This window comes from Pseudoalteromonas sp. SG45-1 (assembly GCF_014164135.1).
Classification (GTDB): Bacteria; Pseudomonadota; Gammaproteobacteria; order Enterobacterales; family Alteromonadaceae; genus Pseudoalteromonas; species Pseudoalteromonas distincta.
Window position 1 is genome coordinate 31,220 of sequence record NZ_JACJEP010000012.1, and the last position, 16,299, is coordinate 47,518.

19 protein-coding genes are annotated in these 16,299 nt (G+C 40.7%); 12 read left to right on the forward strand and 7 right to left on the reverse strand.

Annotation, left to right across the window (positions count from 1 at the left end; all coding sequences use genetic code 11):
* Positions 1–24 precede the first annotated feature (24 nt).
* From H5117_RS11675 to H5117_RS11710, 8 genes are all read left to right on the forward strand, one after another.
* A complete protein-coding gene (locus H5117_RS11675) occupies positions 25–219 on the forward strand; it encodes an LPS translocon maturation chaperone LptM (protein ID WP_024594615.1) in 195 nt (64 codons plus the stop codon).
* A complete protein-coding gene (lysA, locus tag H5117_RS11680; protein WP_002960983.1) occupies positions 220–1,473 on the forward strand; it encodes a diaminopimelate decarboxylase in 1,254 nt (417 codons plus the stop codon).
* 64 nt (positions 1,474–1,537) lie between these two features.
* Positions 1,538–2,368, forward strand: a complete 831-nt coding sequence (gene dapF / locus H5117_RS11685) for a diaminopimelate epimerase (protein WP_002960987.1) — start codon at positions 1,538–1,540, stop codon at positions 2,366–2,368.
* Complete coding sequence (locus tag H5117_RS11690) at positions 2,365–2,976, forward strand: DUF484 family protein (protein WP_182696170.1); 612 nt, start codon at positions 2,365–2,367, stop codon at positions 2,974–2,976. Before dapF ends, H5117_RS11690 begins: the two co-directional genes overlap by 4 nt.
* Positions 2,973–3,917, forward strand: coding sequence for a tyrosine recombinase XerC (locus H5117_RS11695; RefSeq protein ID WP_182737973.1), 945 nt, complete (start codon positions 2,973–2,975; stop codon positions 3,915–3,917). Before H5117_RS11690 ends, H5117_RS11695 begins: the two co-directional genes overlap by 4 nt.
* A gap of 10 nt (positions 3,918–3,927) precedes the next feature.
* Entirely contained in the window at positions 3,928–4,635 is a 708-nt protein-coding gene (locus H5117_RS11700; RefSeq protein WP_182737975.1) for an HAD-IA family hydrolase, read from the forward strand.
* 28 nt (positions 4,636–4,663) lie between these two features.
* Positions 4,664–5,767 (forward strand): retroviral-like aspartic protease family protein, encoded by a 1,104-nt coding sequence (locus tag H5117_RS11705; RefSeq protein ID WP_182737978.1) that lies wholly within the window; start codon positions 4,664–4,666, stop codon positions 5,765–5,767.
* A 21-nt stretch (positions 5,768–5,788) separates the two neighbouring features.
* Positions 5,789–6,145 carry a HopJ type III effector protein gene (locus H5117_RS11710; protein ID WP_002960998.1) on the forward strand — a complete coding sequence of 119 codons (357 nt, stop codon included), beginning with the start codon at positions 5,789–5,791 and terminating at the stop codon, positions 6,143–6,145.
* Positions 6,146–6,155: 10 nt separating this feature from the next.
* On the opposite strand, the gene H5117_RS11715 is transcribed toward H5117_RS11710, so the two are convergent.
* Together H5117_RS11715 and H5117_RS11720 are read right to left on the reverse strand one after the other, a co-directional pair.
* Positions 6,156–6,563, reverse strand: coding sequence for a GNAT family N-acetyltransferase (locus tag H5117_RS11715; protein ID WP_182696175.1), 408 nt, complete (start codon positions 6,561–6,563; stop codon positions 6,156–6,158).
* A gap of 40 nt (positions 6,564–6,603) precedes the next feature.
* Positions 6,604–6,909, reverse strand: coding sequence for a DUF6482 family protein (locus H5117_RS11720; RefSeq protein ID WP_002961002.1), 306 nt, complete (start codon positions 6,907–6,909; stop codon positions 6,604–6,606).
* Between the two features lie 89 nt (positions 6,910–6,998).
* Here H5117_RS11720 and H5117_RS11725 point away from each other — a divergent pair, with 89 nt between their 5' ends.
* The 3 genes from H5117_RS11725 (at position 6,999) to H5117_RS11735 (ending at position 9,385) form a co-directional block, all read left to right on the forward strand.
* A complete protein-coding gene (locus tag H5117_RS11725; RefSeq protein ID WP_182737982.1) occupies positions 6,999–7,691 on the forward strand; it encodes a pseudouridine synthase in 693 nt (230 codons plus the stop codon).
* A 101-nt stretch (positions 7,692–7,792) separates the two neighbouring features.
* A complete protein-coding gene (locus H5117_RS11730; protein WP_007377323.1) occupies positions 7,793–8,167 on the forward strand; it encodes a BlaI/MecI/CopY family transcriptional regulator in 375 nt (124 codons plus the stop codon).
* 9 nt (positions 8,168–8,176) lie between these two features.
* Positions 8,177–9,385 (forward strand): TonB family protein, encoded by a 1,209-nt coding sequence (locus H5117_RS11735; RefSeq protein ID WP_182737985.1) that lies wholly within the window; start codon positions 8,177–8,179, stop codon positions 9,383–9,385.
* A 73-nt stretch (positions 9,386–9,458) separates the two neighbouring features.
* Here H5117_RS11735 and H5117_RS11740 read toward each other — a convergent pair whose 3' ends face one another.
* Entirely contained in the window at positions 9,459–9,842 is a 384-nt protein-coding gene (locus H5117_RS11740; protein ID WP_182692774.1) for an MAPEG family protein, read from the reverse strand.
* A 239-nt stretch (positions 9,843–10,081) separates the two neighbouring features.
* Between H5117_RS11740 and H5117_RS11745 the strand changes: the two genes are divergently transcribed.
* Positions 10,082–10,960 carry a DMT family transporter gene (locus tag H5117_RS11745; RefSeq protein WP_182696179.1) on the forward strand — a complete coding sequence of 293 codons (879 nt, stop codon included), beginning with the start codon at positions 10,082–10,084 and terminating at the stop codon, positions 10,958–10,960.
* Between the two features lie 66 nt (positions 10,961–11,026).
* Here the strand turns inward: H5117_RS11745 and H5117_RS11750 are convergent, their stop codons facing one another.
* The 4 genes from H5117_RS11750 to H5117_RS11765 form a co-directional block, all read right to left on the reverse strand.
* The gene (locus H5117_RS11750) at positions 11,027–11,344 is read right to left on the reverse strand and encodes a multidrug efflux SMR transporter (RefSeq protein WP_002962354.1); all 318 of its coding nucleotides are present in this window, start codon (positions 11,342–11,344) and stop codon (positions 11,027–11,029) included.
* Positions 11,344–12,876 (reverse strand): bifunctional GNAT family N-acetyltransferase/carbon-nitrogen hydrolase family protein, encoded by a 1,533-nt coding sequence (locus H5117_RS11755; RefSeq protein ID WP_024595458.1) that lies wholly within the window; start codon positions 12,874–12,876, stop codon positions 11,344–11,346. The genes H5117_RS11750 and H5117_RS11755 overlap by 1 nt, the downstream gene beginning before the upstream one ends.
* A gap of 88 nt (positions 12,877–12,964) precedes the next feature.
* Positions 12,965–13,813: an MBL fold metallo-hydrolase gene (locus tag H5117_RS11760; protein WP_182737987.1), complete on the reverse strand. Its 849-nt coding sequence runs from the start codon at positions 13,811–13,813 to the stop codon at positions 12,965–12,967.
* A 58-nt stretch (positions 13,814–13,871) separates the two neighbouring features.
* Complete coding sequence (locus H5117_RS11765; RefSeq protein ID WP_182737990.1) at positions 13,872–16,157, reverse strand: penicillin acylase family protein; 2,286 nt, start codon at positions 16,155–16,157, stop codon at positions 13,872–13,874.
* Positions 16,158–16,299 lie beyond the last annotated feature (142 nt).

Consider the following 16,299-nt stretch of genomic DNA (forward strand, 5'->3'; position numbering starts at 1 on the left):
AAAGCCAGCAACCGTATTAATCTAATGAAAGCGACACATACCTTACAATTAAAAAGACTATTAATAAGCACTGTACTGTTAAGCGCCTTAGCTGGCTGCGGACAAAGCGGTCCGTTATATTTACCAGAGCAACAAACAGAGCAAAACCAACCTCAAAATACAGCTAAACCAGCCACTACCGCTGAGCAAGCTAAAGCATCGCAAAGTCAGGAGCAATAAATGGATTATTTTAACTACAAAAACAACCAATTATTTGCCGAAGACGTCAGCGTAGCAAGCATAGCGCAGCAATACGGCACGCCGTGTTATGTATACTCGCGTGCTACATTTGAGCGCCATTACTTAGCATTTGCTAACGCCACTAAAAATCATAAAAGCTTGGTATGTTACGCTGTAAAAGCAAACTCAAATATTGCCGTACTTAATATATTAGCGCGCTTAGGATCGGGTTTCGATATTGTATCTAAAGGTGAACTAGCGCGTGTAATTAAAGCGGGAGGCGATGCTTCTAAAGTGGTTTTTTCAGGCGTGGCTAAAACGTCTGACGAAATAGCTTACGCATTAAAACTGGGCATTAAATGTTTTAATGTAGAGTCGGCGTCTGAGCTTGAGCGTATTTCTGAAGTGGCTTGCGAGCTTAACCTAGAAGCGCCTATTTCTATTCGCGTAAACCCAGACATAGATGCAAAAACACATCCGTATATTTCTACCGGTTTAAAAGAAAATAAATTTGGTATTGATATTCAAACAGCAGTGAGTGTTTATCAACAAGCAGCGGCTTTACCTGGTTTAAAAGTAATTGGTGTCGATTGCCATATTGGCTCTCAATTAACGCAAGTTAGACCTTTTTTAGAAGCCCTTGATAAATTAATGGCGCTTATTGATGAGCTAAAAACTAACGGTATTGAGCTAACTCATTTAGATATTGGCGGCGGTTTAGGTGTGCCATACGACAACGAGCAACCACCACACCCAAGTGAATATGCAGCGCAAGTTACCGAACGCTTAGCTAACTACAAACATCTTGAACTTATTTTTGAACCAGGGCGCGCTATTGCAGCTAACGCAGGTATTTTGGTCACTCAAGTTGAATTTATCAAACAAAACCAAGACAAGTTTTTTGCAATTGTAGATGCTGGTATGAACGATATGCTTCGCCCTGCGCTTTATCAAGCGTGGCAAAAAATTATTCCGGTATCCGTTCGCGACGACGAAACACCTACTCACAACTTTGATATTGTGGGTCCGGTGTGCGAAACCGGCGACTTTTTAGGAAAAGACCGCGAACTTGCACTCAAACAAGGCGATTTACTTGCACAACGAAGTGCGGGTGCATATGGCTTTACAATGAGCTCAAACTACAACTCGCGCCCGCGTGTTGCAGAAATTATGGTAGATGGTCAGCAGCATCACCTTATTCGTGAACGCGAAACTATTGAAAGCCTTTATCAAGGTGAGAAAGTTTTACCATAAACGTTTTTGTCTACTAGCTGCTCTGTGGCATGATTAGCACAGAGCAAAACCGAATTAGAGCGCTATGTTAGTTAATTTTTCCAAAATGCACGGCTTAGGTAACGACTTTGTTGTGATTGATAACATTACACAAAATGTTTTTTTGTCGCGAGACCAAATCAAAAAACTGGCAGATCGCCACTTTGGCATTGGCTTTGACCAATTGCTGATGGTTGAAGCACCATATTCACCTGATCTCGACTTTCATTATCGAATTTTTAATGCCGATGGTACCGAAGTAGAACAATGCGGTAACGGCGCACGCTGTTTTGCCCGCTTTGTACGCATGAAAGGCCTTACTAACAAGCACAAAATTAGTGTATCGACTAAGTCGGGCAACTTAACGCTCTACATAGAAAAAGACGGTCAAGTAACTGTTAACATGGGCCATCCTAATTTTGAGCCAAGTAAAATTCCGTTAAAAGCCAGCAAACGCGAGCTTACTTATATTATTAGAACGCAAGAACACACTGTATTTAGTGGCGCGGTATCTATGGGTAACCCGCATTGCGTGCTAGAGGTTGACGACGTAACCACCGCGCAAGTTGATATATTGGGTCCATTACTTGAAAACCATGAACGCTTTCCCCAAAAAGCGAACATTGGCTTTATGCAGGTTGTATCGCAAGAACACATTAAGCTAAGAGTGTGGGAGCGCGGCGTTAACGAAACCCTAGCCTGTGGCACAGGTGCATGTGCAGCGATGGTGATTGGTCATATGCAAAATAAATTATCAACAACCGTTCAAGTAGATTTGCCGGGCGGTACTTTGCAAGTGCGCTGGAGTGGTGAAGGTCACCCGGTACGCATGACTGGTCCCGCAGAGCATGTTTTCGACGGACAAGTAGCACTATGAGCGAGCTAAGTACAGAGCAGATTATTAATTACTTACAGCAACATCCTGACTTTTTAGTTCATCACCCCGAGCTACTCGCACAACTTGAGCTGCAACAGCAAGCTCAAGGTGCAACGTCACTAGTACATATTCAGCAACGTCAATTACGCGAGCACAACACGCTTTTAAAAAGCCAAATAGATGCTATGAGCAAGCATGCAACGCAAAACGAGCTCGTATATCGTTTGTTTAGCCAATGTCATCGCCAGCTTTGGAATCATGACGACTTTGACACTCTTGCAAATAATCTACGCAATATAATCTGCTCAAGTGAAGATGTTAACGACTGCAAATTAGTAAAATATAATCCCGAGTACGACGAGCTTATTGCGCATCGCCTTACCCATTCTGGGCATTATTTAGGGCGAATTAATAAACAAGAGCGCGAACAATTATTTAGTGAAGATACACAATCCGTCGCTATTTATTTAATTGGCGACACCAAGCACCCTATCGCTATTTTGGCGTTTGGTAGCAATAACGTAAACCATTTTGAGCCCGCGCAAGATAACCTGTTTGTGCTCGACTTTATAAACGCATTACACCTGCGGTTACAAAAACTAGCATGAGTGACGATGCGCCTAATATTACCGCGCTAAGCGACCACTGGCGTACACCAATAACGCTATTTAGCGATTATTTAAAGTTTGAAAAACAATATTCAGCGCACACAGTTAATCAATACGTAAGCCAACTTGGCTTTGCAGCCCTTTATTTTAGCAAACTATGTGATGACTGGTTTGGCGTACAAGGCGAACATATTCGCCGCTACAGCATGGCACTGCGATCAAAGCAATTAAGTGGCCGTACAATTAGCTTAAAGCTCAGTTGTATTCGCAGCTTATATAAGTTTTTAAAAGCAAAAAATATTGCCGAGCAATCGCATTACCATAATCCGGCAATAGGTATAAAAGGCCCTAAGTTTGCAAAGCCCCTACCTAAGAATCTCGATGTAGATCAAATGGCACGCTTGCTCGAAATACCCGACGACGAACCTCTCGCAATTAGAGATAAAGCAATGATGGAGTTAATGTATTCATCAGGGCTGCGTATAAGCGAGTTAGTTGGCGCTAACATGCAAGATATTAGCGCTGCCAATGGTGAAATTTTAGTGCGTGGTAAAGGTAATAAAGAGCGATTAATTCCGGTGGGCAAAAAAGCGTTAGACGCATTAAAAAAATGGCTCACAATACGCCCTCAGTTTGCAAAGCCCGATCAAATAGCAGTATTTTTAAGTAGCCAAAAAAACCGTATTTCGATTCGCCAAGTGCGCCTACGCATGCAAGAGTGGGGAATAAAACAAGGTATTAGCTCGCAGGTTCATCCGCATAAGCTGCGCCACTCGTTTGCGTCACATATTTTAGAATCATCTGGTGATTTACGCGCTGTGCAAGAATTACTAGGGCACAGCAGTTTGTCGGCTACACAAGTGTATACGCATTTAGATTTTCAACATTTAGCCAAGGTGTACGACAACACTCACCCTCGTGCAAAAAAACGAACTGATTAGGTAAATAAATATGATCCGATTTAATCGTGCTATTAAGCCATTTTCTGTCATGAGCTTTGATTTAGACGACACTCTTTACAACAATCACCCCATTATAAAAGCAGCGGTTAAAGCGCAGCAAGATTATTTAAACGCGCTCCCTAGCTACTTAGCCCAAGGCCAAAAATACTGGCAACAATGCCGCAATGAAGCCGTATTACAGTTACCTGAACTTGCTGATAACGTCACTAAATGGCGCCAACATACATTGCGCTTAGCCCTTGCTAAACTAGATTTGAACGAGCAAGAGGTAGAGTACCATGCCGATGCTGCCTACAACGCCTTTGCCGATGCGCGCAGTAAAATAGTGGTAACCGACGACGTACTAAAGCTGCTAGATAACTTAGCCCAGCACTTTACGCTGGTTGCTATAACTAATGGTAATGTTGAAATTGAACGCTTTAACTTACACAATAAATTTGAACTCGTGTTACAAGCCGGTATGCACGGTAAAGCAAAACCTCACAGCACCTTATTTGATAAAGCCGCCGAGCACTTAAACGTTGCTAAAAGTGAAATTTTACATATTGGCGATAGCCTAGATACCGACGTACAAGGCGCAAATAATGCCGGTTGCCAATCGGTATGGTTAAACGATCAAGGCGCCAATTATGCTTATAAAGGGCTGGCTGATATTGAAATAACCAATATTCATGCCTTAACGCACTTTATTAAATAATACCAATTGCATTAAATAAGAGGTCACAATGAGCCACTATACCAAGCTAATTACCTTGCTATTAATTGGCTCACTTAGCCTTAACGCTTATTTATTGTGGCCGCAGCCCGCGCCTACCAAAGTACAAAAAACGCAAGGTGCTGAAAAAAGCATATCGCCTAAACAACAAAATACGCTATTAAATACGGCAAAGCAGCAGTTTAAAAAACACCAATTTGAAGCCGCACTTAGTAGCTATCAACAACTCAAAAACAGCAATCCAGAAATCGCAAAAAACCTTTATTCATCGTGGCTAGTGCAGCTTAAAACATGGCTAAATAGTAATTTATTACTCAGCGAGTCATTTCTCAATGCGCTATTAAATAACAGCCCTTATAACGTAGAGTTACTTAATTTACAGGTTGAGTATTTAATAAATAGCGAGCAAACACAAAATGCCATTATTGCTTTATTTGAGCTTAATTCATTACTGCCTGCTGATCAGCAAAGTAATGTAAATACACGTTTAAATACGCTCACTCAAAACGAATTACACACATTAACTGAGCAACAAAATTGGCAAGCTATTATTGAGCAAACACAAATTTGGCTTGATTATAAAAGCGATAACGCGCAGTTTTTATATCCGCTTGCGTATGCCTACTATCAGCAAGGCGATTTAATTAGCGCACAAGCAACCCTTGATCGAATGCCAAACCAGCACAATCTAAAAAGCCAAGTGCAAACACTGCAAGCGATGATCAATAAAGCACAATCGCAAGACGACTTTGTTGCTTTAACGCCTTACGGCGCGCATTACTTAATAAACACCGAAATAAATAACAATCTATCGACCGAACTAATGATTGATACAGGCGCAAGCGTAACCTCACTACCTACAAATATTATTAAGCAAATTTCGCCAAGACCTTTGTATTTAGGCGATGTAACGGTAAATACAGCGAATGGTCAAATTGTTGTAAAGCGTTATCAAATTGAATCGTTTAAAGTGGGCTCGCAAATTATTTATGGTTTTGAAGTGCTAAGCATTGAAAACACCCGTGGGCAAGGTTTGCTAGGAATGAACTTTTTATCGCGATTTAAATTCAATATAAATCAGCAAACAGATGAGCTAGAGTTGAGCGCTAAATAATTAAAAACCCAAAGGTAACACATGACACTAAATAACTATTTAAAAGCACTTGCTGAAAACCCAAAAAGCATTCAATTTACCGATACAATGGCCGTGATAGAAGCAAATTACGACTTTACTGCATGTGGCTTTAATAACCATGGATTACTTAGCGCTGCGAGTGAGAACAACGGCTCGTGTAAAATTTTTGCATTTGCTAAATTAAACGATTTAAGTAAACAAAATACGTTGGATTGTTTTGGTAAGTTTTACCGAGAAGACGTGCTGCAAAACCCTAAAGGGGATGATCATATGAACATTCGCACGTTTATGTTAGCACCAGAGGCAACACCTTTTTTAGGTATTACCTTTGAAGGCGAGCCACTAAAAGCAAAATAGCCAGCAAAAATTAAAGTGGTTTTTCCATAAAGTAACGCGTACCTGAGCGTGGGTAATTATTAAGTTGATACTTAACACTATAACCGCGCTTTTCATAAAAGGGTTTTGCTTGAAAATCAAGTGTATCAAGCTGAGCAGTTGTAGCACCTAGCTCAATAGCTGCTTGTTCAAGTGCCGTTAGCAGTTTATCTGCAAGCCCTTTACCTCGCGCACTATCGCTACACCAAAGCCAACTAATCATCAGCCAGTTTCCAAACACACACCCACTAGTACCGGCAACAAGCTCGCCCTGCTCATCAGTAAATTTATAGCCTAATGGCACTCTTTGCGCATCAAAATGCTCGGCGTTAAATTCAACCATTTGTGCGCGAAGCGCTGAGTTTAACGCATCGGTATTATCTACTTTTAATTGATACATTTATCGCCCTTAAAAAGCAGATACTAGCAAATTAGCTCAATCAATAAAGATTATTTTTACCATAAGGTACTTCAAGCATATTGCTGCTGGTTTTATCCGGCTGGCCGCACATTTCGTCGTAAGCGCTTGTTTGCCTTAACATCATCTGTGCGTACGCTATTTTTTCAAAACGCTTTTGTACATGCAGTGGGCTGAGTGCTCTTAAAAACTCACCGCTGTCTTCTGTTACATAATATTCAACGTTATTAATCATCACTGATACTTGATAAAGCGCCATATCTAACGAGTGAACAATAACTTTTTGTAGCGGTTCGTGCTTTTTTAACTGTGAAAATTTAATACCCATCATGTTTACCTTTTTATATTTAGCATTATCGATACGCAGCTTTGCTATAATCGCGATCAAATTTTTATTAGCCGCTGGCGTCACACGTTATGATCACAAAAATTCGACTCGCTAAATATATTGCCCATGCAGGTATTTGCTCTCGTAAACAGGCATCGCGTTTAATTGATGAAGGTGTGGTGACTGTAAATAATCGCCCAGCAAATCATATAGATCACGTTGATGAGCAAGACACAATAATAGTGAACGAAAAAGAAATTAAAGGTGCTGCCGATTTAGTTTATTTTGCGTACCACAAACCAGTAGGTATTGACTGTAAATTAAATATTGATGACCCTGCCAGCCTTATTCACCATTTGCCCACACTCACCCGTGTTTACCCTATTGGTCGATTAGATAAAGACTCTCGCGGTTTGCTTATTTTGACCAACGATGGGGATTTTTGTAATCAACTAATACATCCTGACTTCCACCAGCCTAAACATTATTTAGTCACCGTAAATAAGCCTTTAGACGATGATTTTTGTAAAAAAATGGCAGCAGGCGTACCCGTTGATAAACACATAACCCTGCCTTGTGAGGTAAATAAAATAGCCAGTAATCAGTTTAGTATTGTTTTAAAACAAGGGCTAAACAGACAAATACGTAAAATGGCGCATTACTGCGGATACAAAGTAATTGACTTATTTAGAGTGCAATTTAGTGACCTCCCCCTTTTAAAGCTAAACCTACCTGAAAACCAATATATACAAATTAATAAAAACGATATTTCAAAAATCTAATACCAAGTCACTTAACTATATCTCAAAAAGTTAAAAATAAACTTGCAAAAATAGATTACAGGTGTAGTCTTAAATTAAAGATTACACTTGTAGGCGATAAAATGATTGAATTATCAAAAGCAGAGTTTGACGTGCTCGACGCACTTTGGATTAACTACCCCGCCACCGCGAGCCAAATAATTGAGCGCTTAAGCGACGATAAGCAATGGCACGAAAAAACCATTAAAACCCTGCTAGGTCGACTAGTAAAAAAAGGCGCACTTACATTTGAAAAAGAAGGTCGCCAATATATTTATACTCCCTGTATGGAGCGCGCCGACTACACCTTAAAAGAAAGCCAAAACTTTATTGAGCGATTTTTTAGTGGGCGTATTGCGCCACTTGTGAGTGGCTTTGCTAAATCGGAGCAGCTTTCTCAGCAAGATATAAACGAGCTTAAAAAAGTTATAGATGACTGGGAAAAAAACCAAAAGTAAGGGATTAACATGGTTATTCAAACTGGTTTTAATTGGTTAATTGAGCAGCAATTACTATTAAGCATTTTGTTTTGTGGTTTTATTTTACTCGAGCGATTTGCTTTAAAAGCCCTTGGCTCGCGGTTTGTATATAAATTAGCATGGCTATTACCTGCGGCATTGGTGATTGCTAATTTACCAAACGCAATTAAACCACTGCAAAACAGTAATATTAGTCACTACTTAATCACCCCCAACCAATCTTTTACAAACGAGGTAGGTATTAGCTGGGCGCTCATGTATGTACTTATTACCGCAGGGTTATTAATAGCTAGCTTTATTACGCACACCCGCTTTGTTAAAAGCCTGCAGTTAACTGAGTTAACACAATTTGAAGGCACTCTTACCGCTGATGTTAAAACTTATACCAGCCAACATGTAGCCACGCCAATGGTGGTCGGTATTTTAAACAGCAAGCTGGTGTTACCGAGTAACTACAATACCCAGTTTGATAAAGCCACATTAGCGCTTATTTTAGAGCACGAAAACGTACACATAAAACGCAAAGACAACCTAACAAACGCACTTATATTACTACCTACTATTTTACTTTGGTTTAACCCACTAGCTTGGTTTTGTTACGCAAGCATGCGCCGACTACAAGAGTTGACTTGTGATGAACGGGTACTTGCCAATAAAACCACACAACAACATATTTTATATAGCAAAGCCTTAATAAACTGCGCGGCAAATGCGCCCACAGGACTTATGGCTTATTCACACTACGGAGATAAAAAAACCATGTTACAACGACTAACTAATATAAAACACAGCGGGGAGCGTTCAAAGTTTGCTAAAGGTGGCTTATTACTTGTAGCCGCAAGCATGCTAAGCGGCTTAGCAATTGCAAAGCAACCAGAAGCAATGACTAAAGAGGATTACATTTCACCGACAATACGTATTGAACCTGCTTACCCAATACAAGCAGCTCAACAAGGGATCAGCGGCTCTGTTGTATTAAAATACGATATTGCAGCAAACGGTAAAACAAAAAACATTAGTGTTATTCAATCTAAACCTAAAGATATTTTTGATAAATCAGCGAAAGAGGCGCTAGCAAAATGGAAATATAAAGCATCTGATTCAGGTTTTGAAGATGTACTTGTACAACTAGATTTTGCGATTAATAGTGAAGTGGCGCCTACCGATTTAATTGAGCGAATTAAAGTATCGCATTAACGCCACGAGTTGTTCAAGACTACAAAGCAAGCGCCCTTTTAGGCTGCTTGCTTTGTGGTTTTAAAATATAAACCTACAAACTCACCACAATCATGGCAATGGCTGTACCCAAACCAATAAACCACACTAATGAGCGAATTATATCTAGGTTCATATAGTAAAATACGCAATACAAAATACGCGACACAATATGCGTAACCGCTAGCGATTCGGTCACTGCACCTACAGAGTTAGTGCCCAGCACAACTGCAATAGCGACAGCAAAAACAGCAAGCGATTCAAAACAGTTTTGATGAGCAGCGAGCGCCCGTGCACCAAAGCCGGTTAATTTTGTTTGTTGCGCCCTTGGGTGTTTATTGTCGTATCGACCCAATTTTGCCATTGCTATAGCAACCGGCACTTTTGCAAAGTAAGGCATTAATACCGCAAGTAATGCACATACAACTAATGTTGTCATAATTTATCCTTTTTATGTTTCGGATAATTTAGCATAAGCATAATAAAAAAGCCGCCAGATACGTTTTATGACAAACTCTGGCGGCTAACAATAACATCAGGCTTACTATAGCTAAATTTATCCTAAAACCCATGCGACATAATGTCGCAGATGATGAATATTCAACATCATAGTTAATGCATCGCTTTACTTCACAAAGCTTGTTAACTTTACTGCCTTACATTTTAACGATGACGACCATGACCTGGATATTTTTCACTTTTTTAGCCGCCTTCATGCAAGCATGGCGTAATGCCCTGCAAAGTAAATTAAGTAACGATGTGAGTGTGGCTGGCGTAACACTCTCTCGCTTTATTATCGCAGGCCCTATTGCTGGCGTGTATTTATATGGTTTGTATCAATATCAAGATACAGCCATGCCTACGTTTAATAATGCCTTTTGGGGATTTATTGTAGGCGCAAGTGTGATGCAAATACTTGCCACTGGTTTAATGGTTAAGTTATTTAAAATGAATAATTACGCCGTAGGTGCTGGTCTTGCCAAAAGCGAGGCGTTAGTAGCAGCCATTTTAGGTGTATTATTTTTTGGCTCGGCACTTTCTTTGCTCGGTTGGCTTGGTGTGTTTTTTGGCGCTATTGCCGTATTGCTACTCAGTGGCATAACAAGCGTTAAACACTTTAATGCTAAAACAGCATTACTAGGACTGGCTTGTGGTACTTGCTTTGCACTTACATCGCTGTGGGTACGAGAAGCGAGCTTAAATTCAGGATTATTATTTCCTCACTCAGCAGCTTGGGTTTTGCTGTTTGTAATTAGCTTACAAACACTAATACTACTGGGCTATTTATTATTAAAAGAGCCGCAAACACTTAGTAAACTGTGGCAATACAAAGGCACTACAGCCGCTATTAGTGTTTTTAGTTGTGTCGGTTCTATTGGCTGGTTTAGTGCAATGAGCTTACAGCACGTTGCTTACGTTAAAACACTTGGACAGGTTGAAGTGTTTTTTACCATGCTAATTGCCGTTCTTTGGTTAAAACAACCTCTTAAAAAACAAGATACTGCTGGCTTAATACTCATAGCCATTGCCGCTGTTTTGGTTATGTTGCCGAATTAAGGGCATAAAAAAGCGCAGGCTTTTATACCTGCGCTGTTATAATTTTTATAGCTTTAATAACTGATTCTAAGAGCTTATTTTAAGTGTTATCACACCGCTAATAATCATTAATACTCCCGCAATACGACCAAATGTAGCGGCATCGTTATAAAACAATATTCCCACTAAAAACGTACCGGCGGCGCCAATACCTGTCCATACGGCGTATGAGGTACCCATTGATATTTGCCTTTGTGCAAGCCACAACATAAAACCACTAGCGACTAAGAATACCACCGCTATTGCTATACCTTGCCAGCGAGTATCAGCGTTTTGCGAAATTTTTAAGCCAATCGGCCAGCCAATTTCAAGTAAACCGGCAATAATTAAGTACACCCACGCCATTAAACGTCTCTCTTTTTAACAATCACTTCGTATAAATCTTCGCGGCGATCTTTTAAATTACGCACTGTGCCTTCGCTGTGAAGTATTTTAAGCTTATCCATATCAAGGTCACTAAATAGCAGCATTTCGGTGTTTGGTGTGGCTTCGTTAAGTGTTGCATCGTGCGGGAACGAAAAGTCCGATGGCGTTAATACCGCCGATTGTGAGTACTGCACATCAAGACTTTCTACCTCTGGTAAATTACCCACCGAACCTGCAATTACCACATAACATTCGTTTTCTATTGCACGCGCTTGTGCACAGTGGCGCACACGTAAATAACTGTTTTTAGTATCAGTCCAAAATGGCACAAACAGAATATCTAACCCTTGTTTGGCCAATATGCGTGAAAGCTCTGGAAACTCTACATCGTAACAAATTTGAATACCTACACGGCCGGCATCGGTATCAAACACTGCAATTTTATCGCCGCCTTGAATAACCCAATCGTTTTGCTCATGCGGGGTTATGTGTATTTTACGTTGCTCGTCTATTTTACCGCTACGATGGCATAGGTAACTTACGTTATAAATTTTATCATCTTCGGCAAGTGGCATAGAGCCGGTAATAATATTAGCGTTGTATTCTATTGCCATACGCGACATGGCGTTTTTAAATGTTTCGGTGTATTCCGCTAAATAGCGAATCGCTTCTGTTTGATTACTTTGATTCCCTAGCCCCATTAGTGGCGCATTAAAAAACTCAGGGAATAGTATAAAGTCACTTTTGTAGTCAGATACGGTATCTACAAAGTATTCAACCTGCTTTAGCATTTCTTCAACCGATTCAACACAACGCATTTGCCATTGCACAGCACCTACACGCACGATTGATTTAGTTGACTCAAGTACCGTGTCGGTTGGCTCATACATGATGTTATTCCACTCAAGTAAAGTGGCGTAACCAACGGACTCTTGATCTTCCGGTAAATACTTTTTAAGTAAGCGTTTTACCTGAAAATCGTTAGATAACTGAAAGCTCAAAATAGGATCGTATAATTCTTTTTGATCTACTTTTGCAATGTATTCCATTGGCGTCATTTCACTGCTGTGATTGTAATAACGCGGGATACGCCCACCAGCTAAAATAGCGCGTAAGTTATATTGGCGGCACAATTCTTTACGGGCATCATAAAGGCGACGACCTAAACGCATGCCTCTGTGACTTTCGCTAATAGCAACATCTAAGCCGTATAGCGCATCGCCGTCGGTATCGCTAAATACACGGTCGTGACCGTCTGCAATATCTTCGTATGTATGCGGGTTTGAAAAGCGCGTGTAATCAACCTGCACGCTTAATGCTAAGCCCACCAGCACGCCGTCATCTACAATACCTATTTGCCCTTCAGGAAATTGGTCTATTAATCTAAAAATGGTATGACTTGGCCACGCACCGCCTAAGTCGGGATACGCTTGATCCATCAAGGTTTTAATTTGCGGATATTGCTCTCTGGTTAAGTTACAAATTTCAAGATGGGTTTTTTCTGCCGACATACACAACTCCTTTGGGCATAAGAAAATAAAAGCCGAATGTACGTTAAAGTACACTCAGCTTTGTATCATGTTTTTTACGTTACGCGTACTACTTTAAGCTACGATAAAAAAGTGTGGTTACTTTCTCTTTTGGTAACCAGCCTGCGTATTCAAGATTCAGCTCAGCCAATGGATCGGCTTTAAGTACTTGCTCTAAGCTTGCATTATTTTGCATTGCTTTTAGCATTACGTCTTTCGCGTTTTGAACTAGCTTACCATACGCTATCAGTCCTGAACGGTCACTTACCTTGCCGTGTCCTGGTATTACTTTAGTGTTGTCGTCAATTTGATTAACTACATCGTTTACTGCCGCTAAAATACCATCAACGCTGCCGCCGCTATCTACATCAACAAACGGTAAGCTGCCAAAATTAAAGTAAATGTCGCCCATGTGCACTATGTTGTCGTTACTAAAAAAGATAACCGAATCGCCATCGGTGTGTGCATGTTCGTAATGCACAACATGGGTGTGTTCGTTATTAAAATGTAGTTTTAAGTCGTGACCAAAACTAATGCGCGGTAAAAAGTCTGACCCTTCCCCGTGCTGCTCTTCTAAACGTTTGTGTACATTGTCGTGCGCTATAACGTGCGCACCCGCTTTAGCAAAGTTCTCGTTGCCACCGGTATGATCGCCATGATGGTGAGTATTGATAACAAACTCTGCACTGCCTGGTTTTAAATCGCTAATGGTTTTTTTAATATCATCTGAGAGTTTGGCAAACTGATCATCAATAATATAAATGCCATCATCACCTACACTTGCTGCAATATTGCCGCCTTGCCCAAATAGTACGTATACATGCTCACTTAGCTTTTGTGCTGTTACTGGGCCATCGTCTGCTTGCGCTGTAGTGCTTAGTAATAAACCTGTTATTAATGCGGGTAGTATTTTTTTCATTTTAGTTCTCTGTTGTTTTATTGGTAATTATATAGAACGTGTTTAGCTATACTTTAGTTCATCGTGTCGGCTTTATTACTATTTGATGTATTAACTCTTGAGGCAATAAAGGTGTATGCTTACCTTCTACGTAATCACTAAACCCCGCTCTGTAAAATTCAGAAAGAGGGTGCCCCGATTGCCCACCAGGAATAGCTAAAATTGCATGTTCTAAATGCCCTGGTTGAGCAATAAAACGCTGCGATGCGCCAAAACTACGCCCTTGTACGGCGGGCATATAACTATCACCAAAACCCGCTGCTGTGGGCATATTTAATAACTTAGCAAGTAACGGCATTTGCTTTGCAAACGGATGCTCTATCACTAACTCATTGACCTTGCCCCACTGCCAGCTTTGTACATTATTACCAAATTGTTCTGTAAGCTTAGTAATAGTTTGGCTAAATGCTCCTTGTAACTGCTCATCCCAGCTTTTAAATTGTGGGTTTATCCATGTGTCGGGTTTGTTGTTAACAAGCTGCCAAACAGCGGGCTCTAAATCTCGTTTTACATATTTAAGTGTGCCTTGTTGTTTATTTAATTCATCTTCCATACTGCTAAATAAAATATTAATCACTTCATCGCGGTAGCGCTTAACTAAGGTATACCCTGTGGAGGTTGAACACGCACATTGCTGCCAGTTTTCAAGCGCTGTTATATATTGCTGATTTTTAGTTATATCGGCTTTTAATTGCTTTAATAGCAGAGCATGCCAAGGCATTAAAAAGCGAGCTTGATTATCAAGTTGTAATGCGTAAAAGTCGCTCTCAGCAAATGTTTGTTTTTCAAATAATCTATCGCGAATTTGACTCGAACGTGCGCCGAGTGCATAGCCACCATTACCAAAACGTGCGTCATCCTCAGCCGATACCACGCGAGAATTACCAGTCCATAATCGACCGTTTTGCGGGTTTTTAATAAAAGGGCGTTGTAATTCATTTTGCTGCCAAAGCGCTGAGTAGTCATCGGCATTTACGCCAAGCTCACTTGGCGCTTTACGAGCCGGTATACCCCCCATGTTTTTCCACGCTGCGCTACCAAGGCTGTCTACCACCATAAGATTTTGTACCGGAATACCTACATCGCTTGCTACAGCAAGTGCATCATCTACCGTTTTGGCTTGCTCTAATTTTAATAACTCCATATTAACGGCATAAGGCTGATGGGCAGCCCAGCTCAACGCATAAGGTTTTTCGTTAATATATTTTACAGGTCCGTATTCACTGAGTATTAATGAATAGTTTTCAACCTCCCCATCGGGTAATGCAATAGGTTCATCTACTTGCCATGTTTTACTATCATCGTTTAATGCAATCCAATCGGCTGTATCTAAATAACCGTTAGTAAATCCCCATGCAACATTGTTGTTAGTGCCAACAACAATGGCAGGTGCGCCGGGCAACGATACACCGGTTACCTGAGTCTGCTCACCACTGTGCATGTAATTTAATTGTGCCCTGTACCAAATTACAGGTACTGCCATCGATAAATGCATATCATCCGACACCATACCACCCCCTGTTTTAGTAAGCGCCCCTGTAACAGCCCAGTTATTACTGCCGCGCTCTTGGTTGGCTTCAATACTTTTAACTATATGCTTTGTTTGAGTTGGAAAGGTAGGTATGCCGTCGCTATAAGGCGCTAATTTACTGCCATCAAGCGCGGCTTGGTACTTACTCGGTTGCGTTAAAAAATCAACCATTTGCTTTGTGTACGCTTGCTCAATTTGAATAAGTGCTTGGTCGCGCTCAAATGTGGCGCTTTGTAAATCAAGGTACATGCTAAATATCACAAGTAGGCTGTCTTCACTTAGCCATGGCTTTTGCGCTGCACCGGTTAGTAAATATTCAAAGCTTGAATACCCTACTTGCGCTAAGCCTTCGTTTACACCTTGAGCGTAACTTTTAAGTAATTGCTTATCGGTCTCAGGCAGGGTTTGTAAAATAATTTGGCTGCGTTTACGTAATTGATGAAAACGCATTTTTTTATCGAGCCCCAACGCTGCTTGGCCAAATAATTCACTTAACTCACCTGCGGCATTACGCCTTAGTAAATCCATTTGAAAAAATCGGTCTTGCCCATGCGCATAACCTAAACCGTAGGCGGCGTCGTTTCGGCTATTGGCGTTTATTACTGCTTGCCCTAATGCATCTCGCGAAATTTTTACAGGCTCTGCTACCGCGTTACTGCGTCCGTTTCCATCAAGGGCGGGTAAACTTAAACTAAGTACCCCATAAACAACAGCGGTACTTGCCAGCCCTAATATTACAATTAATAACAACAAGCGTTTGATTACTTTAAACATCACCGTTTCCTTTGCACGTTTTGACCAAGCGTTAAGCACATATAATAACCACAGTTTTATTAAATAATAATGTTCTTGCTCGCAAAGGGTGAAATAAACATCAAAATCCACGATAATGTCAGCTCCACACATCGTGCAGAAC